Source organism: Chromohalobacter sp. HP20-39, assembly GCF_033052815.1.
GTDB lineage: Bacteria > Pseudomonadota > Gammaproteobacteria > Pseudomonadales > Halomonadaceae > Chromohalobacter.
The window spans coordinates 42,351-65,615 of sequence record NZ_JAWHTP010000010.1 but is presented as its reverse complement, the minus strand read 5'-3'; the positions used below and the strand labels follow the sequence as shown (position 1 = coordinate 65,615).

At 60.2% G+C, this 23,265-nt stretch carries 25 protein-coding genes; 8 read left to right on the top strand and 17 right to left on the bottom strand.

Going from position 1 to position 23,265, the window contains the following annotated elements; translation table 11 throughout:
• Window positions 1-78: 78 nt before the first annotated feature.
• Window positions 79-894, bottom strand: coding sequence for a 2,5-didehydrogluconate reductase DkgB (gene dkgB, locus RVY79_RS15350; protein WP_317465296.1), 816 nt, complete (start codon window positions 892-894; stop codon window positions 79-81).
• Window positions 895-1,111: 217 nt separating this feature from the next.
• Here dkgB and RVY79_RS15345 point away from each other — a divergent pair, with 217 nt between their 5' ends.
• Entirely contained in the window at window positions 1,112-2,929 is a 1,818-nt protein-coding gene (locus RVY79_RS15345; protein ID WP_317465294.1) for a diguanylate cyclase, read from the top strand.
• 59 nt (window positions 2,930-2,988) lie between these two features.
• Here the strand turns inward: RVY79_RS15345 and RVY79_RS15340 are convergent, their stop codons facing one another.
• The 9 genes from RVY79_RS15340 to RVY79_RS15300 all read right to left on the bottom strand — a co-directional run bounded on the left by RVY79_RS15340 (window position 2,989) and on the right by RVY79_RS15300 (window position 9,542).
• Complete coding sequence (locus RVY79_RS15340; protein ID WP_317465292.1) at window positions 2,989-3,585, bottom strand: YceI family protein; 597 nt, start codon at window positions 3,583-3,585, stop codon at window positions 2,989-2,991.
• Window positions 3,586-3,649: 64 nt separating this feature from the next.
• The gene (locus RVY79_RS15335) at window positions 3,650-4,204 is read right to left on the bottom strand and encodes a cytochrome b (protein WP_317465290.1); all 555 of its coding nucleotides are present in this window, start codon (window positions 4,202-4,204) and stop codon (window positions 3,650-3,652) included.
• Window positions 4,205-4,355: 151 nt separating this feature from the next.
• The gene (locus RVY79_RS15330) at window positions 4,356-5,039 is read right to left on the bottom strand and encodes a type 1 glutamine amidotransferase domain-containing protein (protein WP_317465288.1); all 684 of its coding nucleotides are present in this window, start codon (window positions 5,037-5,039) and stop codon (window positions 4,356-4,358) included.
• A 90-nt stretch (window positions 5,040-5,129) separates the two neighbouring features.
• Window positions 5,130-5,990 (bottom strand): DUF2797 domain-containing protein, encoded by an 861-nt coding sequence (locus RVY79_RS15325; protein WP_317465287.1) that lies wholly within the window; start codon window positions 5,988-5,990, stop codon window positions 5,130-5,132.
• On the bottom strand, window positions 5,990-6,253 hold the full coding sequence (locus RVY79_RS15320) for a YeaC family protein (protein WP_317465285.1): 264 nt from the start codon (window positions 6,251-6,253) through the stop codon (window positions 5,990-5,992). Before RVY79_RS15320 ends, RVY79_RS15325 begins: the two co-directional genes overlap by 1 nt.
• Window positions 6,253-7,110, bottom strand: a complete 858-nt coding sequence (locus tag RVY79_RS15315; protein ID WP_317465283.1) for a rhomboid family intramembrane serine protease — start codon at window positions 7,108-7,110, stop codon at window positions 6,253-6,255. The genes RVY79_RS15320 and RVY79_RS15315 overlap by 1 nt, the downstream gene beginning before the upstream one ends.
• A gap of 164 nt (window positions 7,111-7,274) precedes the next feature.
• The gene (locus tag RVY79_RS15310; protein ID WP_317465281.1) at window positions 7,275-8,282 is read right to left on the bottom strand and encodes a metallophosphoesterase; all 1,008 of its coding nucleotides are present in this window, start codon (window positions 8,280-8,282) and stop codon (window positions 7,275-7,277) included.
• A 1-nt stretch (window position 8,283) separates the two neighbouring features.
• Window positions 8,284-9,165, bottom strand: a complete 882-nt coding sequence (locus RVY79_RS15305; RefSeq protein WP_317465279.1) for an NAD(+) kinase — start codon at window positions 9,163-9,165, stop codon at window positions 8,284-8,286.
• Between the two features lie 104 nt (window positions 9,166-9,269).
• Window positions 9,270-9,542 carry a hypothetical protein gene (locus RVY79_RS15300; RefSeq protein WP_317465278.1) on the bottom strand — a complete coding sequence of 91 codons (273 nt, stop codon included), beginning with the start codon at window positions 9,540-9,542 and terminating at the stop codon, window positions 9,270-9,272.
• Window positions 9,543-9,690: 148 nt separating this feature from the next.
• Between RVY79_RS15300 and RVY79_RS15295 the strand changes: the two genes are divergently transcribed.
• Both RVY79_RS15295 and zntR read left to right on the top strand, forming a co-directional pair.
• Window positions 9,691-10,692 (top strand): DUF1853 family protein, encoded by a 1,002-nt coding sequence (locus RVY79_RS15295; RefSeq protein ID WP_317465276.1) that lies wholly within the window; start codon window positions 9,691-9,693, stop codon window positions 10,690-10,692.
• Window positions 10,686-11,126 carry a Zn(2+)-responsive transcriptional regulator gene (zntR, locus tag RVY79_RS15290; RefSeq protein ID WP_317465274.1) on the top strand — a complete coding sequence of 147 codons (441 nt, stop codon included), beginning with the start codon at window positions 10,686-10,688 and terminating at the stop codon, window positions 11,124-11,126. The genes RVY79_RS15295 and zntR overlap by 7 nt, the downstream gene beginning before the upstream one ends.
• 9 nt (window positions 11,127-11,135) lie before the next feature.
• Here the strand turns inward: zntR and RVY79_RS15285 are convergent, their stop codons facing one another.
• A complete protein-coding gene (locus RVY79_RS15285; RefSeq protein ID WP_317465272.1) occupies window positions 11,136-12,779 on the bottom strand; it encodes an FMN-binding glutamate synthase family protein in 1,644 nt (547 codons plus the stop codon).
• Between the two features lie 94 nt (window positions 12,780-12,873).
• Window positions 12,874-13,749 carry a carboxylate/amino acid/amine transporter gene (locus RVY79_RS15280; RefSeq protein ID WP_317465271.1) on the bottom strand — a complete coding sequence of 292 codons (876 nt, stop codon included), beginning with the start codon at window positions 13,747-13,749 and terminating at the stop codon, window positions 12,874-12,876.
• Window positions 13,750-13,777: 28 nt separating this feature from the next.
• Between RVY79_RS15280 and RVY79_RS15275 the strand changes: the two genes are divergently transcribed.
• The 3 genes from RVY79_RS15275 to RVY79_RS15265 all read left to right on the top strand — a co-directional run bounded on the left by RVY79_RS15275 (window position 13,778) and on the right by RVY79_RS15265 (window position 15,961).
• The gene (locus RVY79_RS15275) at window positions 13,778-14,242 is read left to right on the top strand and encodes a DUF6314 family protein (RefSeq protein ID WP_317465269.1); all 465 of its coding nucleotides are present in this window, start codon (window positions 13,778-13,780) and stop codon (window positions 14,240-14,242) included.
• Window positions 14,243-14,354: 112 nt separating this feature from the next.
• The gene (locus RVY79_RS15270) at window positions 14,355-14,822 is read left to right on the top strand and encodes a glycine zipper 2TM domain-containing protein (RefSeq protein ID WP_317465267.1); all 468 of its coding nucleotides are present in this window, start codon (window positions 14,355-14,357) and stop codon (window positions 14,820-14,822) included.
• Between the two features lie 149 nt (window positions 14,823-14,971).
• On the top strand, window positions 14,972-15,961 hold the full coding sequence (locus tag RVY79_RS15265; RefSeq protein ID WP_317465265.1) for a lipid A deacylase LpxR family protein: 990 nt from the start codon (window positions 14,972-14,974) through the stop codon (window positions 15,959-15,961).
• Window positions 15,962-16,024: 63 nt separating this feature from the next.
• Here the strand turns inward: RVY79_RS15265 and RVY79_RS15260 are convergent, their stop codons facing one another.
• Window positions 16,025-16,309: a hypothetical protein gene (locus RVY79_RS15260; protein ID WP_317465263.1), complete on the bottom strand. Its 285-nt coding sequence runs from the start codon at window positions 16,307-16,309 to the stop codon at window positions 16,025-16,027.
• Between the two features lie 264 nt (window positions 16,310-16,573).
• Between RVY79_RS15260 and RVY79_RS15255 the strand changes: the two genes are divergently transcribed.
• Window positions 16,574-17,062, top strand: a complete 489-nt coding sequence (locus tag RVY79_RS15255) for a peptidylprolyl isomerase (RefSeq protein ID WP_317465262.1) — start codon at window positions 16,574-16,576, stop codon at window positions 17,060-17,062.
• Window positions 17,063-17,130: 68 nt separating this feature from the next.
• On the opposite strand, the gene RVY79_RS15250 is transcribed toward RVY79_RS15255, so the two are convergent.
• Window positions 17,131-17,805 (bottom strand): CDP-alcohol phosphatidyltransferase family protein, encoded by a 675-nt coding sequence (locus RVY79_RS15250; RefSeq protein WP_317465261.1) that lies wholly within the window; start codon window positions 17,803-17,805, stop codon window positions 17,131-17,133.
• A gap of 86 nt (window positions 17,806-17,891) precedes the next feature.
• On the opposite strand from RVY79_RS15250, the gene msrA reads away from it, so the two are divergent.
• The gene (msrA, locus tag RVY79_RS15245) at window positions 17,892-18,494 is read left to right on the top strand and encodes a peptide-methionine (S)-S-oxide reductase MsrA (RefSeq protein WP_317465260.1); all 603 of its coding nucleotides are present in this window, start codon (window positions 17,892-17,894) and stop codon (window positions 18,492-18,494) included.
• 16 nt (window positions 18,495-18,510) lie between these two features.
• On the opposite strand, the gene RVY79_RS15240 is transcribed toward msrA, so the two are convergent.
• The 3 genes from RVY79_RS15240 to RVY79_RS15230 all read right to left on the bottom strand — a co-directional run bounded on the left by RVY79_RS15240 (window position 18,511) and on the right by RVY79_RS15230 (window position 23,158).
• Entirely contained in the window at window positions 18,511-19,713 is a 1,203-nt protein-coding gene (locus RVY79_RS15240; RefSeq protein WP_317465259.1) for an MFS transporter, read from the bottom strand.
• Between the two features lie 100 nt (window positions 19,714-19,813).
• Window positions 19,814-20,422, bottom strand: a complete 609-nt coding sequence (locus RVY79_RS15235; protein WP_317465258.1) for a C40 family peptidase — start codon at window positions 20,420-20,422, stop codon at window positions 19,814-19,816.
• 279 nt (window positions 20,423-20,701) lie between these two features.
• Entirely contained in the window at window positions 20,702-23,158 is a 2,457-nt protein-coding gene (locus tag RVY79_RS15230) for a YbeU/YbeR family protein (protein WP_317465256.1), read from the bottom strand.
• Window positions 23,159-23,265: the final 107 nt, after the last annotated feature.

Below are 23,265 nucleotides of genomic sequence, written 5' to 3'. Positions count from 1 at the left end.
CAAACAGGGCGCCCCCGGTATCGGTCGATACCGGGGGCGCCAAGACTAGCAGAAAGCGCCTTCGTGAGTGATGACGATTCAGGCATCCCAGTCGGGAGCGAAGTCCGGATTGGCGATACGTTCGCCGCTATCCAGGGCATCGATACGCGCTATTTCTTCGGCACTCAGGGTGATTTGCATGGCCTCGAGATTCGACTTCTGATGCTCAGGCTTCGTGGACGACGGGATCACCACGATGTCTCGTGCCGCGACCCAGGCCAACGCGATCTGCGCCGGACTCACATCGTGCATCTCGGCAATCTCCTTTAGCACAGGCTCGTCCATCACCTTACCTACCGCCAGCGGCATGTAACCGGTGACTTGCAGGCCCAGGTCGTGGCAATGCTCGGCCACGGTGCGGTTGGCCAGGAAGGGATGCACTTCGATCTGGTTGGTGATCAGGTGCTCCCCACCGGGGACCGAGAGCGCCTGGTCGAGTTGTGCCACCGTGAAGTTAGAGACGCCGATCTCGCGCGTAAGGCCCTTCTCGCGCGCTTGATTCAAGGCGCCTATGTAATCGGCCATCGGCACCTCGTCGTTGGGCGACGGCCAGTGCACCAGAGCCAGATCGACGTATTCGACACCGAGCTTCCGGCAACTCTCTTCGAGACTCTCGAGCAATGCCTGCGGCTGCAATTGATCCCACCACACTTTGGTAGTCAGAAAGATCTCGTCGCGTGGCACATCGCTTTGCTCGAGCGCCTCGCCTACGGCGCGCTCGTTGTCATAGAACTGAGCGGTATCGATATGCCGGTAACCGAGTGACAGCGCTGACGTGACTGAGTCGATGACGTCTTGATCCTTGAGACGAAAGGTCCCCAGACCAATGCGAGGCAACGTGCGTTGGTTAAGCATGGTGACTCCTTGTCAGATAGCGAAAGACAGCACAAAAACCTAGTTACAAGATGAAAAATGACGCCAGGCAATCTGTCGTGCTCCTACATGAGTTGGGGACCGTTAAATTGACTTTCAACACCCGCCTCCCGCTAGATCACCATTGAGGTTGGCCAGCGACCTCCTTATGATCAACCTTAAGTAACCATTAGTTACGTTTTCGAGAAAGCTCAGCCTCATGCCTCATTCACTCTACGCACGCATGATAGTCGCCGCCATCGTGCCCTTCATGATCATGCTGACCGGCTGCCTCGCCCTCTATCAGGCGTCCCAGGTCGAGCAGCGCACTGCACGTAGCGTCGCCCAGACCCTAGAGGTGATCGCCGACGCCAATCACTTGATGCGTCTGTTCATGGATGCCGAAACCGGTCAACGCGGTTACGCCCTGACCCGGGATGACACTTACCTGGTGCCCTATCGACGCGCTCTGAGCGCCTTTCCGCGCACCTTGAAACGCTTGCACGAGGCCTCCAACGACGCGGCACAGCATCGACGCCTCGAGCAGGCCAAGCAGCTCTTCCGGCAATGGGTAAGAAGCGCCGCCCCCGACAGCATCACCGTGACACGCAACGAGAACACCGCCCTGCCCCGGGCAAGCCATGAAGCCAGCAAACGCCTGGTGGATGAGTTCCGTGCCGTCATGGAGGCTTTCATCGATACCGCACAAGCGGCCCTGCATGCACGTCAAGCCGATAGCCAGGAGGCCGCGCAACGTGCGCGGTACATCATGGTATGGAGCATCTTGCTGGCGCTGGCGAGCGCTCTGCTGACCTGGTGGCCATTGTTTCGTCGTACCCGGCAGGCCGTGGCAGAAATCATCCAGCGCTCGCAGCGCATGGTCGCGGGAGATCTCAGCCAGCGGGTGGCACTCAAGGGACGCGATGAGTTCGCCTGGATGGCGAATGCCTTCAACGCCATGGCGGCGCGCCTCGAGGCCTTGGTCGCCACCGAAAAACGCACCAATCGCGAGCTTGCCGAACGCGTCAATGTGCTGGTGCGTGACCGAACCCGCGATATGCGGGCACGCCATGATCTCGTCGAAGCCTTGCAAGCATGTCGCAGCACGCAGGAAGCGCAATCGACGCTTCAAGGCCAGCTACCTACGGTCTTTGCCAATACCCTCGGCGGCACCTTGTGGTTCCTGGGGGGACACCCCCTCGATGAACCCCATCGCATTTGCCAATGGGGCAAAGACCAGAGCGATATTGACCGAAGCGAATGCCGGGCCCTGCGCGATAACCAGATACACGATACCACCCTCCCCGTGACGAAAGACGCAGAGGTTTGCCCACACCTGCGCACCGCTCCCCCCGGGCGCCATCTTTGTCTTCCATTGAAAGGCTCGAAGGGGTCAGTGGGAGTGCTCCACCTTCACCTCGCCAGTACCTGCGATACGTCTGATAACGGCGACCCTCACGCTGAATTCGCCCAGGGCGTGGTCGAGGACATGGCGCTCTCGCTAAACAATGTGCGACTACGCGAGCAACTCGAGGAAGCCAGCATTCGCGACGCCTTGACCGGTCTCTACAACCGGCGTTTCCTGGACGATACCTTGACGCGCGAATTGGCACGTGCCGAACGTCAGCCCGGCCCCTTGTCGGTACTCATGCTGGATATTGACCATTTCAAGCCGATCAACGATGACCACGGCCATGCCTTTGGCGACAAGGCATTGATCGAGGTCGCCGATCTCCTGAGCGACAACGTCCGGCGCGGCGACATCGTTTGTCGCTACGGCGGCGAGGAATTCGTGATCATCATGCCCGGCGCGGGCCTGGCCGCCGCACGACAACGCGGTGAACACCTTCGGCAACAGGTCGCCGCGCTGGATATCGCCAAGGACGACGGAACGCCGATTTATCTTACCGTCTCCTTAGGGCTCGCCTGTTATCCCCAGCACGGCGAGTATGCTGAAACCCTCCTGCATCACGCCGACATGGCGCTTTACGGGGCGAAGCAAAGTGGGCGCAACCGCTTGACCATCGCCGGCGACTGAGTCCCAAACGAATCGCCCCGCACAAGGCGGGGCGATTCAGGCGCAACGCTAGGTGGCGTTTACTGGCGAATGCCTTCCACCACGAGGTACATGTCAACGGTGGACGCCGTCGGGCCCAACTTGCTGGTATCGATACCGAAGTTGGACAACGTGAGCGTGGTTTCACCTTCGAAGCCTTGACGATAGCCACCCCACGGGTCATCGCCCCCGCCGATGTGCTCGACATCGATGGTGATTGGCTGCGTGGTGCCATGCAGGGTCAACTTGCCCTTGAGCTCGCCCTCGCCCTCACCGGTCGACTCGAAACCGGTCGATTCGAACGTTGCGGTAGGATATTGGGAAGCATCGAGAAAGTCATCGCTCAAGATGTGCTTGTCACGCTCGGCATGCCCCGTGTCGAGACTGCTGACGTCGACTTTGACACTGGCGCTGGCGTTTTCCGGCGAATCAGGGTCGTAACTGAACGTTCCCGTAAAGTCTTCGAAGGTGCCGAGCACATAAGAATAACCCAGATGGCTAATCTTGAATTGGATGAAGGCGTGCTGACCTTCGCTGTCGATCTTGTACTCGGCGGCGCTGGCCTGGGTCATCGGCAGCAGTGCGGCCGCGCCGAGGGCGACACCGGTTACGGTCTTGAGTAGCGATTTCGAGAACATCGTCATCTCCTAAGATGAAGGATTGAAGTACTTACGTGGCGGCACACCGCCACCTATATCGAACTCATTGGCGTCGAGGCCCACCGGGCCACCACATGCGGCGCAAGGTGTCCCGACGATCGAAAATATGATGTTTAAGCGCAGCCAGCGTGTGCCCCACGGCGAGCACTATCAGTGCCCAGGCAGCGTACCAGTGCACTTCCCCTGCCAGAGTCGCCTGACTGGGCAAATCGCTGATCAGTGCCGGCAACTCGAAGACACCGAACACGCTGATGCCTTGTCCTTCGGCAGTGGAGATCAAGTAACCACTGACCATCACCGTCAACAACAAGACGTACAGCAGACAATGGCCGGCATGCGCCATCACACGCTCCCAGGCGACACCATGTGCCTCGGGCGTAGGCTGAATCAAGCGCCACACCATACGCACCAGCGTCAGCCCCAGTAGCGTCAAGCCCAGTGATTTGTGCCACCACGGCGCCAATTGATACCAATGGTCGTAATAGCCAAGGCCGGTCATCCACCAGCCAAGCACGAAAAGTGCCACGACCAGCGCGGCACTCAGCCAATGCAAAAGAATACTGGGCAAGCCCCAACCGTGTACCGAATTGCGCCACATGCGTGTCTCTCCACCGATCATGCCTTCAGCATAATGGCTATCGCGCGTCACGCCAGGACGCATCGAGGAAAGGCATCATTAACCACAAAGAAATAATGGCTCGCCAAGGCGAGCCATTATAAGAGAGGTGTGTAAGGGTCGAGGGTCAGAGTCAGCCTGTCAGCGCATCGAGCAACAACTTGGCCGTCGGCGCGCTGGAGGCCGGATTCTGACCGGTGATCAACAGGCCATCGCGCAGTTGGAAGGCGTCAAAATCCGCGTCGGCGCGCTCATAGTGGCCACCCTTTTCCTTCAAAGCATCTTCCACTAGCAATGGCACGACATCGGTCAGTCCCACAGCGTCTTCCTCGCTGTTCGAGAACCCTGTGACACGATGGCCCTTGACCACAGATTGACCGTCAGCGCCCTGAGCGTGTACCAACACGGCGGGCGCATGGCAGACTGCGGCGACCGGTTTGTGGGCCACGAGGAAATCGTGGATCAACTGCTGGGAATGGCGATCTTGCGTCAAATCCCACAGCGGACCATGGCCACCGGGGTAGAAAACCGCATCGTAGTCATCAGCGCGCACTTCGGCCAGCTTGCGCGTATTGGCCAGCTGCGCCTTGGCCTCGCTATCTGCCTCGAAGCGGCGCGTTTCCTCAGTCAGCGCATCGGGCTGCGTAGAGGTGGGATCGATGGGCGGCTGCCCACCTTGAGGCGAAGCCAGGGTCAACTCGGCGCCCGCATCCTTGAACACGTAGTACGGCGCCACGAACTCCTCGAGCCAGAAGCCGGTGGCGTGGCCGGTATCGCCCATGCGATCGTGCGACGTCAGTACCATTAGAATCTTCATGCAAATCTCCTGGGGTGAGCGACATTCATGTCGATACCCCTGAGGTGGAGACATCCCAGTGGACTTCAAGGCATCGTCGCGCCAAGCGGCCTACTCGATCGCCACTTCCACCTCGTAGCCACCGAACTTGCGCAGATTGATGACGCCGGTATCGAAGATCAGGTACTGCCCCTTGAGCCCCAACAAGCGTCCACCGACCTCGGGAGATTTATCGAAATTATGCGACACTACTTTGCTGGGAAATTCCATAACGGGATAGTGCAGCTCGACCGGGGTCGCCGCCAGCGTACCGATCGCCTGCTCGCCGACACGTTGCTTGAGTGCCGCCAGTTCCTGATCGAGCGCCGCCAGGAGCCGATCCCGCTCGGCCAGTAAATCCAGCGGCTCCACATCGCCTTTCAGCATCGCGCGCCAGTTGGTGCGATCGCCCACCACCTGCTTGAACAAGGTTTCGACCAGCCCCGACTGCAAGCGATTGTCGACCTCGAGAATCGGCAGTGCCTGGATCGCCCCCTGATCGAGCCAGCGCGTGGGTAACTGCGTCTTACGCGTGATGCCGACCTTGAGCCCTGACGAATTGGCCAGATAGACCACGTGTGGCTGGAAACAATGCTGCTCGCCCCATGCCGGTTCGCGGCATGTGCCCGCATGATAGTGGCAGGTTTCCGGCTTGACGATGCAGGTATCGCACTGGGCAAGCGACTTGAAACACGGATAGCAATAACCTTGGGCGAAACTCTTGCGAGTCGCGCGACCGCAATGCACGCAGTGGATGGCCCCGGTATGCACGAGTCGCAGCGACGCCCCCAAATGCGCGTTGAGTGCAATCCGCTGGTCGCCGGCCCGCAGGGTGTACTGGGCCGGCATCTCCGCATCGCCGAGCGCTATGTCCATCTTGCGCAGGGGCCCACGCGCGGCGCTAACATCCGCCACGCTGAACAAGTCGCTCATCAGTTCATCCACTTGATGGCATCGGACTCGCCAGCATCATCGGTCGGGCCACACCCACCACGTTCGAGATAGCCCACTCGCTCGTTCTCAGGCACGCCATGGGCGACTTCGTATTTCATCACCGCCTCGAGACACAGCTCCGTCTGCTCTTGACTCAAGCGCTGCCCATCCGGCCATTTACGCAGCGCGATCGCTTGCTTGAAGCTGTCGTACATGGTGGGTGTCATCTGCGCCACCATCTTGTCGAAGGTCATATCACTCACTACCGTTCTCCTTTCGCGGCACGTCCACCGGCCCACCAACCAGCAGCCAGTCCAATCAGCAAACCACCCATATGCGCCTCATTGGCGACATTGCCGAATCCAAACAAGCCCGCCATGTCGGTCATGGTGAAGACCATCCAGGCAAGCATGAACACCACCAGCATCTGGGGCACGAAAAACCCGCTTCCCGGGGCCCGACGCGCCATCAGCCAGACATATCCCAGCAACGCATAGTCGACCCCGGACATGCCGCCGAACAGCACGGTCCCCGTGGCATATTGCGCCCAGTTAGAGACGAACGCCGCCACGACGACGAGCGTGGCGAGGCGCGCGGGTCCCTGCAAGGCTTCGACCTGACGCCCGAAATACCATAGCCACAGCATATTGAAGACCAGGTGCATCCAACCGAAATGCATCAACGCCGGCGACAACAAGCGCCATATCTGACCGCTGGCCAGAGAATCGCCCAGAGTGCCGACCGTCAAGCGTCCGGATACGGCATCGACGGGCACGAAGGTCAGCGCGGCGACCACGCGGTCACCGAACAGCGTCATCAAGGCGAAGATCGCCACACACAGTGCCACGCAGGCAGCCGCCAACGGCGCCTGGGTAAAGGCACTACCCATCACCCCCGACGAACGGCGTCGAGTCGAGGTGGCAGGACGCTCCGATAACTCGCCACGATGCCATTGCTCGATCAGGCGTGCCGCTTCGTCACGCTGACGCGGGTCGGCCAGCCACAGCACTTGGGTCGTCTCTGTCTCTTCGGTCACCTGGTGGCCGATACGATGCGCCCACAACGCTCGACGCAGCGCGACGATATCCTGTTGATGAGGCAGTTCCAGCAATCTGTACATGGGGGCCCTTTCAATGACGCAGACGAACGCACATAAGAAAAAGTCCGGCGGAGGGGGCCGCCGGACAAGAGCAAGGGATCATTCAAGGGAACACTTACTCTGACGACGCCCCGCCGCGATGAGTTCCCGGCGCGACGAAATTTTTTTCAATTTTTTATTTCTTCTCAAGTCAGCGCGATGTCATCGGACCTCGGCGTCGCCGACTGATCGCGCGACACATCGACCCATACGAAGCGGTTGGCATCCAGATGCCGCTCGCCTTCCCAGCGATAGGCTACCAGACGCCCGTATTTCACCGCGCTGTAATCGAGACAGGCAATATTCGGTGCCGGCAGCGCCGGTACCCCCTCACACCAATAGTGACCAATGAACAGCGGTGGCTCCTGCGGGCCATAATACGGCAAACGCTGCCGCTCCTCCGCGCTCAGTGGCTGATTTTCTAGATCATCAGGAAGATTATCGGGCTGAAAGACCACATCGCCATAGGTCAATGGGGCGCGTGCCCAGAAATGGGCACGGAAGGTAGTACGCGTGAAACCGTCGCCGGAATAGATTCGCAAGCCCGCCGGCAATGGCAGCGAAGGGCCTCGCGTCAATCGATCCATGACACGAAAGGCAAATGTACCTGGACATGCCGAATCGTAAAAAAAATCTTCGCTCATGCGGCCATCGGGGCACTGCGCCAGGAAGGCCGCGATGAGATCCCGATCCCAGCACGCATGCACGACCCGCAGTCCATCGCGTTCAAGACACAGTGGCATCGTCATGAACCAATCGAGATGGGATTGCCACTCCTGAGAATGGTCACGAAACTGTGCCAACGTCTCATTGATGATGCGGTTGTGTCGTGGCGAATGCTCACGCAACCATTCCCCCGACCATTCCGACGGCGCCCGGCGACAATATGCCAGGGCATTGTACTCATGATTACCCATCACGATATCCGCCTCGCCCGCCTCGACCATGTCACGCGCAATATTCAGCGCCAGCCGAATGCGCGGGCCGCGATCGATCAAATCGCCCAGAAAGATCACTCGACGACGCGGATGACGGTACGCCCCCTCCCGATAGCAATACCCGAGCTTTTCCAGCAATGCCGCCAGTGAGGCGCCGCACCCATGCACATCGCCGATCAGATCGTAACCCTCGAGGTCTTTTCGAGCCAGCGTCATGTCACTCCCCCATCCGGCTGCTCCAGCCGAGCTTGGTGCGACAGGCCTCGAAATAGTTGTGTCCATGCGGATGAAGGAGCGTCAACCGTTCTCGCTTACGGCGCACGACCAGGCGGTCACCAGGCTTGGACACCACCTGGGTCTGGCCGTCACAACTGACATGCGGATACGCGTGGTTGGTTTCGCCGATATGCACCGTGATCTCGCTTGACGCATCAATGACGATCGGCCGACTCGACAACGTATGCGGAAACATCGGCACCAGCGTGATGGCCTCGATCCGGGGATGGACGATCGGGCCGCCTCCCGACAAGGCATAGGCGGTGGAGCCGGTCGGCGTGGCGATGATCAACCCATCGCTACGTTGGCTATAGACGAACTGACCGTCGATGAACAGCTCGAATTCGATCATCCGCGCGGCCTTGCCGGGATGGATGACGACATCGTTGAGCCCCGAGGCCGTGCCGACCTGTTCGCCGGCGCGAAACACCTCCGCCTCCAGCAGGAAACGACGCTCGCTCTCGAAGTGCCCGTCGAGCACTTCGCCGATTCGCTCTTCGACTTCATCCGGCGATATATCGGTCAGAAAACCCAACCGCCCCCGGTTGATGCCCAATACCGGCGTCCCCGTAGCGCACAACGTCCGCGCGGCCCCCAGCAGACTACCATCGCCACCCACCACGATCGCCAAGTCACAGCGCTCACCCAGTTGGCGACAGCTCGCCTCGGGATAACCATGATTGAGCAATACCGTGGCGGTGCGTTCCTCGATGATCACATTGAGTTGGCGAGCGCCGAGAAAGCGGAGCAACCGCTTGAGCGTCTCTACCGCATTGGGGCTGCCCAATCGCCCGATCAGGCCAATGGTCTTGAATGGCTGCATGAAAGCATCTCGTTGCCGGCGTCGCGGCCCGTCATTATGCGGACTGGCGAGCAGCGGAGCAAACCGCACCTGAGCGGCACACCTGCAACATTAGCGACCTGCGCTCATTGCTTTGGGTCGTTGTACTGATCCGACTCGGGCGTCTGCACGGGGTGCAACTCCCACCAGTAGAGATACAGGGCCACGGGCGACGCAAAGATCGTATTCAAGACCATGAAGGTCACCAACGCGGCCCGGCCCTGCCCATCGACCTCGCCGTAATAGAGCATCATGAAGGCAATACCAGCGATGCCCACAATAACGTTGATCACGATGATGGCCGCGAAGAATTTACCGATAGCGCGCCACCGGCGGCGCCGGACCATTTTTTCCGTCATTACGCATCTCCGGTTCAAGAATTGGCATGCCACCTCGGGTCTGTCGACGACCTGGCAAGCGAGGGTATATTGTCAACACGCTGGTGCACTTAGTACAGACCCGGGTAGACGCGATGTTGACGACAGGCGCCTCACAGATGACCACGACATGACGCTAGCACTGCTCGATGGCGCCACGCCCGCGCTGGAAGACGAAGGGGCATCGCTTCACCATCCCTGGGTGCGTGATCTCACCTGGCTATTGCATGCACCGGATATCGTCGAAAGCGCTCATCCGGGCCGGCCAACCCTCGAGGAGCTCGGGCTTGGCGACGCCGCGTGCAGAAAGACCTGGCTGCATGCGCTCGACGCCGAGCCGCAACGGCTCGTGCCCTATATCGGCGCGACGCCGCCGCGACGCCTGGGGCATTATCATGAGCGCCTGTGGCACGCCCTGCTCGACCTCGCCCCGGCGACACGCCTACTGGCGACCAACATCACGATCCACGAGGCCGGCCGCACGCTCGGTGAGCTCGACGTGATCTATACCGATGCTCAAGGACGCCTCGTCCATCTCGAACTGGCCATCAAGTATTATCTGGGCCTTCGCGAAGGACCCGGCGACGAACGCCACCCGGCACGCTGGATCGGCCCCGGCTGCGCCGACTCGCTGGCACGCAAGCATGCCCATACTCGGCATCATCAGCTGCCTCTGGTCCATCATCCGCGCTCGATGGCATGCTTGAACGCGCTAGGCATCGACCCAAGCTCGCTTCACCAGCGTTCGGCCATGCTCGGAATGCTATTTTACCCGTGGCCCGGCGCGATAGCGGCGCCGCATCCGGCGCATACCACCGCCACTCATGGCAATTGGCTGACCTGGCAAGACTGGCCGATACTGCGTGACCACTTGCCGGCGGGAACCCTGGGCGCCCCGCTTCACAAGCCGCATTGGCTCGCGCTACCCGGAGGCGAGGCGTATCGCTCGCTTGAACGACTGGAAACCGAGCTCGAGGCACACTTCACGAGCACTGGCGCGCCACGGCAATATCACCTGCAAGCGCCCGACGGCACCCAGCGACGTTTTTTCATCGTGCCCGATGACTGGCCGCGTAGCCTGCCACTGCCACCCATTACGCCCACTAATAGGGAGGAAATCCCACCATGCTGAGGATCGGAGAACTGGCCGAGCGTAGTGGCGTCAGCGTCGACACGTTGCGCTACTACGAAAAGGAAGGATTGCTACCCGAAGCCCAACGCGGCGACAACGGCTATCGCTACTACGCTGCGGACAACCTCGAGCGCCTGCATTTCATCCTGCGCGCCAAACGCCTGGGCTTTACCCTGGCCGACATTCGCGAACTACTCTCGCTGCAGGTCGACGCCGATGCGCACACCTGCGAAGAGGTCAAGCGCGTCGCCGAGGATAAGCTCGCCGCCATCGACGCACGCCTGACGGAATTGCAGCACATGCGCCAAGCGCTAGCTCACCTGACCGATGCCTGCTGCGGCGGCCCGCACACGGCCACGCAATGCACGATCCTAACCGCCTTCGCCCACGGCAAGACCGCCCCCGAGCCCCACCAGCACCGTCATGACGCCTGAAAACGCCCTCTACGCGGCCGTCGTCGCACTCGGCGCCTCAGCCAGCTGCACGGGGGCGAAGCTCTCGGCCTGCGCCATGCGCCAGATACGACCATAGAATGGACGCTGACCGGGGTCGCGCAATAACTCGCCCGGCTCCAGGAACGGATGTAGATGAGAGAACAGCTTCACCTCGTTTTCCGAAACACGGTGCACGAGGTGATCGGGCGTAATCTGCCACGGGCGCGTCAGCCCCGCCGCCGCGATCATTTCCGCCAGGGCATGCAGAGTATTGTGGTGGAAGTGATACACCTGCTCGGCCTTGTCGCCAACGACCAGCGACTTCTGACGTAGCGGGTCCTGGGTGGCCACTCCTGTCGGGCAGCGGTTGGTATGACAGCTTTGCGATTGTATGCAGCCCAGCGCGAACATGTAGCCGCGCGCGGCATTGACCCAATCGGCGCCCATGGCCATGACCCGCGCGATATCGAAAGCGCTGATGACCTTGCCGCTCGCTCCGAGGCGAATCTGCTCGCGCAGCCCCACCCCGACCAGCGTGTTATGCACGAACAAGAGCCCTTCACGCAGCGGTGCTCCCAGATGATCGGAAAACTCTACCGGAGCCGCGCCCGTGCCCCCTTCACTGCCATCGACGACGATGAAGTCGGGCACAATCTCGGTTTCAAGCATCGCCTTGACGATGGCCATGAATTGCCAAGGCTGGCCAAGACACAGCTTGAAGCCGACCGGTTTGCCGCCGGAAAGCTCACGCAATTGCGCGATGAAGTCGAGCATCTCGAGCGGTGTCGAGAACGCCGGATGGCTGGCCGGCGAGAGACAATCCTCCCCCTGGGGTATCTCCCGCGTCTGGGCGATTTCCGGCGTGATCTTGTCCGCCGGGAGCAGCCCTCCGTGGCCAGGCTTGGCACCCTGACTGAGCTTGACCTCGATCATCTTGACCTGCGCATCGCTGGCCTGCTCGGCGAAGCGCTTGGGATCGAAATCGCCTTCCGGCGTACGGCAGCCAAAATAACCACTGCCTAGCTCCCAGATCAGGTCGCCACCATGCTCGCGATGATACGGACTGATGCCCCCTTCCCCTGTGTCATGCGCGAAGCGTCCCAGCCGGGCGCCCTTATTGAGGGCGCGAATCGCATTAGCGCTCAGCGCACCGAAGCTCATCGCCGAGATGTTGAACAGCGAAATCTCATAAGGCTGGGCACACTGATCGTTGCCGATGGTCAGGCGGAAATCGTCCGGCTCCGCCACTGGCGCCGTTTCCATCGAATGGCCGATATATTCATAGGCATTGGCGTAGACATCGCGCAGTGTCCCGAAGGGCTTGGCGTCGTTATGCTGGCGCGCTCGCTGGTAGACCAAGCCACGCTGCACATGGGAAAACGGCAACTTCTCGGTATCGGCCTCGAAGAGATACTGACGCAACTCCGGGCGTAACGCCTGAAAGACATAACGCAAGTTGCCAATGATGGGGTAATTGCGACGTACCGCATATCCGCGCTGCGAGAGATCGGCGATACCCAAGAGCACCAGCGCACCGCCCACCAATGGTACCGGCCACCATCCATGCCACTTTATGGCCATGAGCGTCGTCACTAGCGTGATCACACAGCACGCCGTAAAAAACCCGTAACGCGATAACAAAGAATGCTTCATGAAGATGTCCTGAACGAAAGGCGTCATCACCATGAAAACACGAAACGTCGTCCGGGTTTAGAGCCACCAGGCCCAACAGGCGACCGCCGCGCTATCAGGCAATACCGAGCGACGCCTGATGACGCCGACGCCACCAGGTATTGATCAGCAGCGAGGCCAGTAATATTCCACCGCCCAACGCCAGACGCCCCACATCCGCGTCGCGGTTCCAGATCAGCAGATTGACCAGCAACCCGGCGGGTACCAGGGCATTGTTCATGATCGCCAGCGTCCCGGCATCGACCCGGCAGGCTCCCTTGTTCCAGAGGAAGTAACCCAGCCCCGACGCGACGATTCCCAACCATGCCAGGATTCCCCACTGCAGCGAGGTCGTCGGCAATGCCGTGACATCGCCGAACAACCAGAACGCCGGTAGCGCCACGCACAACGCCCCCAGGTAGAACCAGCCGAAGACATGGCGATGCGCCACCTCCTGAGGCAAGCGCGGCGCCAAATGACGATAAGCAACCTGCCCCACGGCGAAGCACAGGTTCGAACTCTGTACCACCAGGAAGCCGACCCAATAGGCGTCGCTGATGTCAGCGTAACGGATGACCGCCGCCCCGAGCACGGCAAGCGCAGCGGTGAGCAGATAGAATGGCGTGAAGCGCCTCTTGAGGATATCGTCGATCAAGGTGATGTAGAGTGGTGTGAAGATCGTGAACAGCAAGACTTCCGGCACGCTCAACAACAGAAACGACTGATAGAAACCGATATACATCGCTCCTAGCTGTACAGCACCAATGGCCATCAGTCCCAGTACGTGTGCGAGCGGCAAACGCCGCGGGCGTAGCCAGATCAGAAAGACCAGCGCCGCTAGCACAATGCGAGTGAGAACCGCGAAATAACTATCGACCTGGCCGGAGAGATAGACGCCGATCAGGCTGAAAGAAAAGGCCCAGAGCGTCGTCACGCCGATCAAATACCCCATTTATGGTTAACCTCAGGATTTTTAAAAGTTGACTGCCATTATACGCCTGACACGCCTGTTGCCTAGTATTCATCGCCTGAGTTTCACGTCTCGCTCGGGACATACCTCCGACGTGGCCTGGTCCGGCCAGGGCGCGGGCACCGTGACGCCCGAGACACACACCGACCAGGTGCGCTTCATCGAACAGGGCCATTTCCTGCCTCGAGGCCAGTCGCGCGAAGTGGCGTTTCGCAACGTCTATCGCTGGGACCTGCACCCTGAGCATATCGCGCTCTATCATGAACGCCGAGGCCCCGACGCGGCGGTCTGGCTATTCGATCTCGTCGCCGACTCGGCGACCACATTGATCAGCAAGTCACCGCATCTCTGCGGTGCCGATACCTACCAGGCCCGGCTCACCTTCGAGCCCCACGGCTTTCAACTCGAATGGCATATCGCAGGGCCGCGCAAGGATGAGCGACTCATTTACCATTACCAGCAGCCAAACGATTGACGTTGCGAAACCCCGCTTCTTTACTGCCACCACTGGTCGGCGTCGTGACAACACGCTAGAATCTTTAAAGAACACTGTTTCTAAACAGTTCCCACCATCAACGGAGATTGCCATGAAAGCTCTACTTCCCCTGGTTCTCATCGGTGTCTTGGGCATCGCCGGTTGTGCTAATACATCGCCTTACTCGGGCGATGTCTATCGCAGCGGCCAGGCCGAAACCGCACAGTCCGTGACTTACGGCACTATCACCTCGGTTCGTCAGGTACAGATTCAAGCCGGCAATCAGAACGAGAATATCCTCGGCGGCTTGGGGGGCGCCGTGCTTGGCGGACTGCTTGGCAACCAGATCGGCGGTGGGTCCGGGCGCGCCATTGCCACAGCAGCCGGCGCCATCGGTGGTAGCGTTGCCGGCAGCAAGGTCGAAGATGCCGCCAATCGCACCCAGGCCTGGGAAATAGAAATCCGGCGCGATAGCGGCAACTCTGTCGTAGTCGTCCAAAAGGCTGACCGTAACTGGCAGGTCGGCCAGCGCGTCCGCATGATCGGCAGCGGTGCCAATCTCAGTGTCGCACCTTATTGATTGTCAGCGAGCGGTAACCTGACCGGTAGTACGCCGTCCGCCGCCTTTGCGAGGCACGGGCGGCATTGCCCTGCTAATTTTCCCTATCCGGCATTGCTTACATACGCTATTGTATGTAGCGTAATACGCCATGGATACGGAATCGTCTCATGAAATCAGGACGCGCGCTCAGCTATATCGCTTCGACCCTCGCCATGACGGCATTCGCCAGCTCCGCCTCGGCTGACGGTTTGTTGACGGTCAAAAGCGAGAACGATCTTTTTGCTAGTGGTGGAGATGGTCATTACACCAATGGGCTAGAAATCAACTGGTCGTTTGCTCCACAAGAGCACCACTGGACACGTCGTCTGGCCGACGCAGTCCCCGGCTGGTCCGGGAGAGGCCTCGATGGCGCGGCCTATCGCATCGGTCAACAAATCTATACCCCCGAAAACATCGAACGCTCGAGCCTCATCGAAGATGACCGGCCCTACGCCGGGCTACTCTATGCCGGGGTATCGCTATTCGATGAACACCAGCTTCAGGAATGGCGCCAAGCCGATGAGCTGCATATCGATGTGGGCATCGTCGGCCCTGCCTCGGGCGGCAAAGTCGTACAAAAAAACTTTCACCACCTTATCGATAGTAAAGAGCCCCACGGCTGGGACCACCAGCTCCATAACGAACCCATCGTCAATATCACATATAAACGCAGTTGGTGGCTGCAAGACTCGCTCGGCAACCTGGAAGTAGAGTATGGCCCCAATGCTGGCTTTGCCCTCGGCAATCTGTATACATATGCCGCAGGTGGCGTGGGTATACGTATCGGTGGCGACCTCCAGCACAGCGCTGGCATGCCGGCGGTCGCCCCCGCGCAGAGTGGTCGTAACTACTTCGAACCCGGGCAGGGATTCGGCTGGTATGCGTTCGCGAACCTCGAAGGCCGCTTCATGGCTCATAACCTGCTGCTGGATGGCAATACCTTCGAGGACAGCCATTCAGTGGACCGCCGGCAATGGGTCGGCGACGCACTGGCCGGCATCGCCTTGACGTGGAACAGTTGGCAGCTCACCTACACCAGCGTCTGGCGGACCCACGAGTTCGAAGCGCAGGAAGAGAATGATCAATTTGGTTCCTTGACGCTCTCGTTGTGGCTGTAACGCTTATCGATAACGACAATGCCCCGCATCAGCGGGGCATTGATATCGCACAACAGCTTTTTGTCAGTGTAACTTGACGCGTCGCATCAACCAGCACCCCACCCGTTTGGCGATCCAGAAAAACAGCGCCAGAAGAATCAGCGTCAGTAACATCGAAACCGGATGGACGATAAAGGTGGCGCCCAACACGGCCAAGGCAATACTCCACACCCAACGATCGTCACCGCCTAGCTGCAATATCGCCGGGATACGGCGCATGACAGCCTGCCCGAGGGAACCGTCCCACGCGCGGAGCGCCAGGAAAAGAATCACGGCGAAAGCGATCAGCCAGATCAGCGTTACGGTCATGTTGGCCTCCTGATAGGCAACGTCGGTAGTCATTCAATCGCAACAATGACGGCAGGGTACCGTCACCCCCCCTACCGCGCAACCAGCGCGACGTCCTGCCGCAGGTACTGTCAACTTGACCGCTCGACGCCGAATTGGTTCCCGATACCGCTTGAAGTATCGTCATACGATTCTCAGAATATATGAAAACCCCTAGAGGCCCCTGACACACTTGGGTGAGCGCGTTACCATGGGAAGCGACATACACCCAGAAAGGTCTTCAACATGCAGATTGCCCAGAATTCCGTGGTTTCCTTCCACTACACCCTCACCAACAACGAAGGTGAAGTGTTGGACAGCTCGGAAGGCCGCGAACCTCTGACTTACCTGCACGGCGCGGGCAACATCATTCCAGGGCTGGAAAAAGAACTGGAAGGCCGTCAGAGCGGCGAAAACCTCAAAGTCACCGTCGAGCCGGAAGAAGGCTACGGTGAAACACAGCCTGGCCTGATGCAAGATGTGCCGCGCGATGCCTTCCAGGGCGTCGAGGAAATTCAACCGGGCATGCAGTTCCAGGCTCAGACTCAGGGCGGCCCGCTCATGGTCACGGTCACTCAAGTCGAAGGCGATACCGTCACCGTCGATGGCAACCATCCGCTGGCCGGTCAGACGCTGAATTTCGATGTCGAGATCGCTGAAGTGCGTGAAGCTTCCGAGGAAGAAGCTGAACATGGTCATGTGCACGGTGAAGGCGAGCAGGAACAGGAGCACTAAGACGCTCCCTCGCCAAGCGTGACAAGAGAACGGGCGGCCTGCGGGTCGCCCGTTTCATATCAGTTGTCCTATCCCGACGCGCCGCTCGATGAACCACCGCCTTTCTCGAAATCGCCTCCCGACGCCTCTTCAGCCATGACCAAGGCACGATAGCCGCCTGCGATACGCATCGCCGCCGTGAGCATACAGGCCAACGCAAAAAGCGACGCCAACCAAGCAAAATGCGCCGGCCACAGGCAGAAAACCACGAAAGCGATAATCGTCTCGGTGCCTTCCGTCAAACCATCCAGATAATAGAACGCCTTATACTCGAAATGCGGACGCTCCAGTCCATGGCGTTTTGCGGCAATCGCAAAGGCCAGAAACGATGCCCCCGTCCCCATGAACGCGAAGAGCAGCAAGGCTGAAGGCAAAGCGTTTTGCCCCGGATCAGCGAGTGCAAAACCCAACACCACAGCGGCATAGAAGACGAAATCAAGAACGATATCAAGGAACCCGCCAGCATCGCTTTGGCATTGCAGGTGGCGCGCCAAGGCACCATCTAGTCCATCGCACAGGCGGTTGAGGACAATCGCCACCAGCGCCAGACCATAAGCCTGATAGGCCAGTAACGGCAACGCCAGCATACCGATTGCAAAGCCCCCCACTGTCAGTTGGGTCGGCGTCACGCCGCGCCGTGCCAAGCCAACGGCACAGCGCGTGAGTACCGGCGCAACCCAGGCGTTCGTCCATTTATCCAACATGTGGGCTCCCGCTATTTTTCCAGTAGACTTGATGTATATCGATCGCATCAGCATGACATGTCAACCCGATAATCAGGAGTCTCCCGATGCGCTTTCCAGTGATCGCGTTTGCACTACTCGCCACACTCGTTTTCATACCCACTTCTCAGGCGCACGCCGAAGAGCGCGAAGCTATCTTCGCTGGCGGCTGCTTCTGGTGCATGGAGCCGCCTTACGACAAACTCGAGGGCGTCATCTCGACAACCTCCGGCTACATCGGTGGGGATAGCGAGAACCCCACCTACGAGCAGGTCAGCAGCGGCGATACCGGCCATGCCGAGGCGGTCAAGGTCGTTTACGATGACACGGTCGTCGACTACAGCACCCTACTCGACGTGTTTTGGCACAATATCGACCCCTTTGCCGCAGGACGCCAATTCTGCGATGTCGGCAGCCAGTACCGCAGCGCCATCTTTCCACTTAATCAGCGCCAGAAGCGCCTCGCCGAAGCTTCCAAGGAAGCCGTGGAAGCGCGTTTCGAGCGCGACGTCAAGACACGTATCGAGCCGAAGGCTCCTTTCTGGGAGGCCGAGGAATACCATCAGAATTTCTACAAGAAAAACCCTGTGCGCTACCGCTTCTACCGCGCCGGTTGCGGCCGTGACGATCGGCTCGAGGCTGTGTGGGGCGATGACGCCGGCAAACCTTGAGCGTGCCGGGCGCTTCTCAGGTCGCCGACGACGTGTCGACCATTCGACCCTCACGCCGCCATAACCAGGCCGCTACGTTGAAGGTTCCCAGCAACACCAGCAGTGAGGCGGCAATCACGCCGCCCCACTGCCAGCGCGCCCAAAACGGCTCCAGATAGAAGCCCCCCAGGCTGGCGCCCAGATAGTAGAACACCAGATACAGCGACGACGCGCTGCCTCGCGCGCGCTGTGCGTGCCGCCCCACCCAGCTCGAGGCCATTGAATGCGCCAGGAAGAAACCCACGGCATTGACCGTCAGCCCAGCGATGATCGCGATCAAGGAAGGCATCAACGTGAGTACTGAACCGCACATCAGGATGCCGATACCCAGCATCATGCAGGCCGGTTGCGACAAACGCTGCGCGATACGCCCGGACATCGCCGAGCCTACGGTACCGCCGAGATAGGTCAGGAAGATCAGGCCCAACCATTGCGAGGTAAGAGAAAACGGCGCCTCGTTGAGCCGAAACGTCACATAGCTGTATTGATTGAGAAAGATGAAGAAGTTGAACCCGCCGATCAGGTAGGCGGCAATCAACCGGGGATCGCGCAAATGCCCCTGCATGTCCCGCGCGGCCTGGCCCACGCGTAACGGCGAAGGGCGAAACTGTCGGGCAGGCGGCAAGGCGCGCCAGAAGACCCAAGTGCACGCCAGGCTCAGACACGCGATCGCCACGAAGCTACTATGCCATCCCCAATGTTCGGCAACCGTGCCGCCGATGACGCGCCCGCCGATCCCCCCCAGCGTGTTACCACTGATATAGAGTCCCACGGCCAGCAACAGCGCCGGCTTATTGAATTCATCACCCATCCAGGCAATCGCCACCGCAGGCAACCCGCCCAGCAAGAACCCCTGCAAGGCACGCAAAGCCAGTAGACTCGCGAAGTTGGGTGCAAATGCCATGACCAAGGTGCAGAGGCTGGCGAGTACCAGCGTGATACGCATGATGGCGGCTCGGCCGATGGCATCGGAAAGCGGTCCGTAAAACAGTAGCGACAGTGCCAGCGTCAACATACTGACCGACATTGCACTACTCGCGGCCAGCGTCGAGATATCGAAACTGTCGCGGATGGCCGGCAACAATGGCTGGGCAACGTACAAATTGATGAAGACGGTAAAGGATCCCAGACACAGCGCCAAGGTCGCGCGCCACCAAGCGCGGGTACGCGGTTCGATCATGGCTCTCTCCATAATAACATTTTCATATAACACGACATGCCATCACAAAATAGCCACGAGGCGAACCTGCCGGCCAGGCATGACAAAGCTTGTGCCTGCTTCATCCTTCGCGGGAGGGTCGATCGATACGCGCCGCCAATTGGGTCCTGGTCATGGGCCGCCGGGACTGCCAGTAATGACGGTTCCAGTAGACATTGTCGAGGCGGGACAACTTGACGCCCTGCGACGTCGAGGCATGCAGGAAATAGCCATCGCCGACATAAACGCCGACATGGTTGTACGGACCCGGAGACCGAAAAAATACTAGGTCGCCTGCTGCCAGCTCGCTGCGCTGGACCCGCCGACCCTCTTGCATTTGCTGTTCGGTCGTACGCGGCAGAGAAACCTGGAATGCATCGCTGTAGACATGTTGCATCAACGCCGAGCAATCGATACCGCGCTGCGTAGTCCCGCCAAGGCGATACGGCGTCCCCACCCAGCGCCGATGTTCGGACAGCAGCGCCTTGCGAATGCGCACTGGCGATACCAGCGCCCGTTGAACGTCGCTGGCCTGAAAGACAGTCAGCGGAGAAGGATACCCCGCACCTTCACCAGCCCTGGCGGCCGCAGACAGAGAAGACGGCTCGAGCGCGGTATGTTGTGAAGTTTGCGTGGCACAACCAGCCAATAAAGCGGCCAGCCCCCACCCCAATGCCATGGTTCGAAGCATCCAAGCGACCTCATCACACGTATTCAACCTCGCGGATGCCTCGGGCCACTTGCATGAACGCAAGACGACACTAGCCATAGGCACTACCTAGCGAGGGGTCGCTGTGGTGGTGGCGCATATCGCAGGTGCCACCGCCAGAGCGGCCTATTCTCGACTGATTAGTACGCCATGTGCCCAACACAGAGCAGCCGTACCGACACGATGATAGAGAATCTCTCATCTTTTGACGAGCGCTCTAAGCAAGCGGATACGCCATGAGTCATCCATTGCCCACACCATTCAATGCAATGTCCGCGCGTCGCCTGGCAGGGTATCGATATGCAGTGGGGCCCAATGTCGCGCGGGCGCACCGGGAAAATCGAGACTCGCCCAGCTGCCGGCCAGTGGCGGTGCCGCCGTCAACCAAGCGGTCAGTGCCTCGCCGAACCCCTCCAGGAATGCTTCACGCTCGTCGGTCTCGCCCATAAAAAAGGAAAATCCCGCAAAGAGCCCGCGCGCGTAATCGTACCAACTCGCGTAATGCGCCTGAGCCAAGTCGGCGGCACGCTCCACCAAGTTGTCGAACGCTTCCGCCGACAGCCAATCCATCTGTCGCCCGGCGATCGCTAGATCGACGGCCTGGGCCACATCCCAGGCGGCCATGTCGTATTCGTTGCATCCTGAAGCGTTATGTTCGACACGCCGCAGGCGCAGCAGATGATTGCGCTCGTCCTCGCTGCACTCACCGGATTCAATGATCGCGATTTCTTCCCGCAAACGCGCGGAGTTGAGCGTATACGGTGCATAGTTGATCTGATATTCCTGACGGTCGCCTGCCTCGAGCAGGAAATCCACAAACTCCTCGAGCGCCTCCGCCGACAGCAACCCGTAATGGCTGTCGAGCCATTCGCGAAGCTCGTCACGCTCATGATCCGCCTCGGGACGCGGCGCGCCCCAGACCGGCGCATTGAGCGGCCCCACCAACGCCAAGGCCGTGAAGCGTGGCAACGACAAACGTTCACCGGGTTCACGCCAAGTTACGTGACGCCAGTCAAGCCAATGCAGAGGGCTTCCCGGATCATCTCGGTGCCAACGAATGTCCGCCACCAACGAGGGCTCCTCCCCGTCGGGGAGCGCCGCCTCCCATGCCGCCCAGGCCTCGATCAACGCTTTGGGGCCACTATAAAAGCGGCTCAGCACGCCGCGCAGTGATTCAGCCAGCGTCTCGAGCTCACGTCGGTCGTAATCACCGCTGTCAGCGCACATCATCAGATAGAAGGCGTACTTCTCCGCCATGAAGATCGTGGCTGCATGATGCGCGCAGTGCCTGAGCCCATTACGGAACCGCACGGCATCCGGTACCGCGCGTCCGAAGGGCGTTTTCGCCTCGGGCAATGCACCGTGTGCGGCATCAGCGGCCAGCTGATTGAGATGATGCGCTTGTGCGGGCAGCCACAAGCTGGCCAGGCTCGCCGTCCCCATGGCGGGGTCGAGTCCCAGCGTGTCACGCAGATAACGACGCGCATCGGCACGCTGCTGGGCCTCGGGGACGCGGTCGGGGCCCTGGCGATACAGAAGATCGGGCTCGCGCACTGCCGATAATGCCAGGACCCAGTGCCACGCCGGTGCACGCCAGCCGCGTACCACCTGCCGCGAGGCCTCGCGTTGGGCGTCGTCCAGCAGCGCCTCGAGCGTTATCTGCCAGGGACTCGACCGCGAACGTAGCAAGACATCCCAGTCACGCGCGAAATCCGCACGCCGATCAGTTCCCTCGAAAAGGCTACGCCCACGCTGGTACGCCCTGGCAACGGCCGTCCAGTCGTGATAACGGCGCATCAACAAATCACTCGCGTGTGCAGCAAATGCCTCGGCTTCCTGCGCGTCGAGCCAGCCCGCATTCCAGCCCGCATAGGCGAGATCCGCCAACCGCAGCCAATCCCACGCCGCCCATTCAAGGGGCTCTCCGCTGTCGAGAAACGTCAGTATCATCTGGCCATAGTCACGCGCCTCGCCGAGCGACTCCCACCACTGACGTCGCGCGCCCTCGCTCTGAGTAGTCAGGCGCGCAGCATCGAGATCCCATGTATAACGATGCCCTTGCCCCCCCAGCCACAGCAGCATGCGAATCAATTCATCGCGCCCGTCAATGCGCCAGACATCGGCCAACCAGCGCTCCACCTCCGGCCAGTCCAAGCGGGCATCGCATGTCGTGGTCAGCACGGGGGCGAAGATCGCACGCAGACGCCATACGCCACTGTTCTGATCAATCGGCCACGGTAGCTGGCGGGGCCTATCGGACAGCCACTCGGCAAGCACTTCCCAGGTGACGCCGGCCGCTTCGCGTTCGAGTTGCGACAATGCCTCGCAGGCCTCGAGAAAGCCGTCATCATCGTGGGTCCAGTCGATTTGTCCTCGCTCGTGACGCAGCGCCGTTAGCCATGCATCCAACGAGGCATGATGCATCTGGATGTCGGCGGCGACCCACTCCGCCCAGGCATGGGCCCGAGGAGCGTCCAGCCAGCCAGCGGCACCCGACAATGCCAGCAATTCAAGTGCCTGTAGCTGGCGCAAGGCCTCGCCCTGCCCTGGCATGCACGCTTCAGCCAGGCGCCAGCCGAGTTCTCCCCGTTCGCGCACGTCTAACAACGCTAGGCGTGCCTGCGCCGCCTCGGACGGCACACTCAACGGTTCGGGATCAAACGCCCAGCCGCACAGCACCAATTGCTGTGCCCACCAGGCGTTAAGAGGATCGATCAAGACGCACCTCACTCATGACTCGGCATTCACACAACGGCGCCATAGTGTACCGGAAAGAGGCTGGTGTCGCCGAGACGCAAGGCACGATAACCTGCCCGGGCGAGATA

What these genes read in the sequence shown, in the direction of transcription:
- dkgB (WP_317465296.1), bottom strand. Translation starts at nt 894, where the DNA reads ATGCTTAACCAACGCACGTTGCCTCGCATTGGTCTGGGGACCTTTCGT.
- RVY79_RS15345 (WP_317465294.1), top strand. Translation starts at nt 1,112, where the DNA reads ATGCCTCATTCACTCTACGCACGCATGATAGTCGCCGCCATCGTGCCC.
- RVY79_RS15340 (WP_317465292.1), bottom strand. Translation starts at nt 3,585, where the DNA reads ATGTTCTCGAAATCGCTACTCAAGACCGTAACCGGTGTCGCCCTCGGC.
- RVY79_RS15335 (WP_317465290.1), bottom strand. Translation starts at nt 4,204, where the DNA reads ATGTGGCGCAATTCGGTACACGGTTGGGGCTTGCCCAGTATTCTTTTG.
- RVY79_RS15330 (WP_317465288.1), bottom strand. Translation starts at nt 5,039, where the DNA reads ATGAAGATTCTAATGGTACTGACGTCGCACGATCGCATGGGCGATACC.
- RVY79_RS15325 (WP_317465287.1), bottom strand. Translation starts at nt 5,990, where the DNA reads ATGAGCGACTTGTTCAGCGTGGCGGATGTTAGCGCCGCGCGTGGGCCC.
- RVY79_RS15315 (WP_317465283.1), bottom strand. Translation starts at nt 7,110, where the DNA reads ATGTACAGATTGCTGGAACTGCCTCATCAACAGGATATCGTCGCGCTG.
- RVY79_RS15310 (WP_317465281.1), bottom strand. Translation starts at nt 8,282, where the DNA reads ATGACGCTGGCTCGAAAAGACCTCGAGGGTTACGATCTGATCGGCGAT.
- RVY79_RS15305 (WP_317465279.1), bottom strand. Translation starts at nt 9,165, where the DNA reads ATGCAGCCATTCAAGACCATTGGCCTGATCGGGCGATTGGGCAGCCCC.
- RVY79_RS15300 (WP_317465278.1), bottom strand. Translation starts at nt 9,542, where the DNA reads ATGACGGAAAAAATGGTCCGGCGCCGCCGGTGGCGCGCTATCGGTAAA.
- RVY79_RS15295 (WP_317465276.1), top strand. Translation starts at nt 9,691, where the DNA reads ATGACGCTAGCACTGCTCGATGGCGCCACGCCCGCGCTGGAAGACGAA.
- zntR (WP_317465274.1), top strand. Translation starts at nt 10,686, where the DNA reads ATGCTGAGGATCGGAGAACTGGCCGAGCGTAGTGGCGTCAGCGTCGAC.
- RVY79_RS15285 (WP_317465272.1), bottom strand. Translation starts at nt 12,779, where the DNA reads ATGAAGCATTCTTTGTTATCGCGTTACGGGTTTTTTACGGCGTGCTGT.
- RVY79_RS15280 (WP_317465271.1), bottom strand. Translation starts at nt 13,749, where the DNA reads ATGGGGTATTTGATCGGCGTGACGACGCTCTGGGCCTTTTCTTTCAGC.
- RVY79_RS15270 (WP_317465267.1), top strand. Translation starts at nt 14,355, where the DNA reads ATGAAAGCTCTACTTCCCCTGGTTCTCATCGGTGTCTTGGGCATCGCC.
- RVY79_RS15265 (WP_317465265.1), top strand. Translation starts at nt 14,972, where the DNA reads ATGAAATCAGGACGCGCGCTCAGCTATATCGCTTCGACCCTCGCCATG.
- RVY79_RS15260 (WP_317465263.1), bottom strand. Translation starts at nt 16,309, where the DNA reads ATGACCGTAACGCTGATCTGGCTGATCGCTTTCGCCGTGATTCTTTTC.
- RVY79_RS15255 (WP_317465262.1), top strand. Translation starts at nt 16,574, where the DNA reads ATGCAGATTGCCCAGAATTCCGTGGTTTCCTTCCACTACACCCTCACC.
- RVY79_RS15250 (WP_317465261.1), bottom strand. Translation starts at nt 17,805, where the DNA reads ATGTTGGATAAATGGACGAACGCCTGGGTTGCGCCGGTACTCACGCGC.
- msrA (WP_317465260.1), top strand. Translation starts at nt 17,892, where the DNA reads ATGCGCTTTCCAGTGATCGCGTTTGCACTACTCGCCACACTCGTTTTC.
- RVY79_RS15240 (WP_317465259.1), bottom strand. Translation starts at nt 19,713, where the DNA reads ATGATCGAACCGCGTACCCGCGCTTGGTGGCGCGCGACCTTGGCGCTG.
- RVY79_RS15235 (WP_317465258.1), bottom strand. Translation starts at nt 20,422, where the DNA reads ATGCTTCGAACCATGGCATTGGGGTGGGGGCTGGCCGCTTTATTGGCT.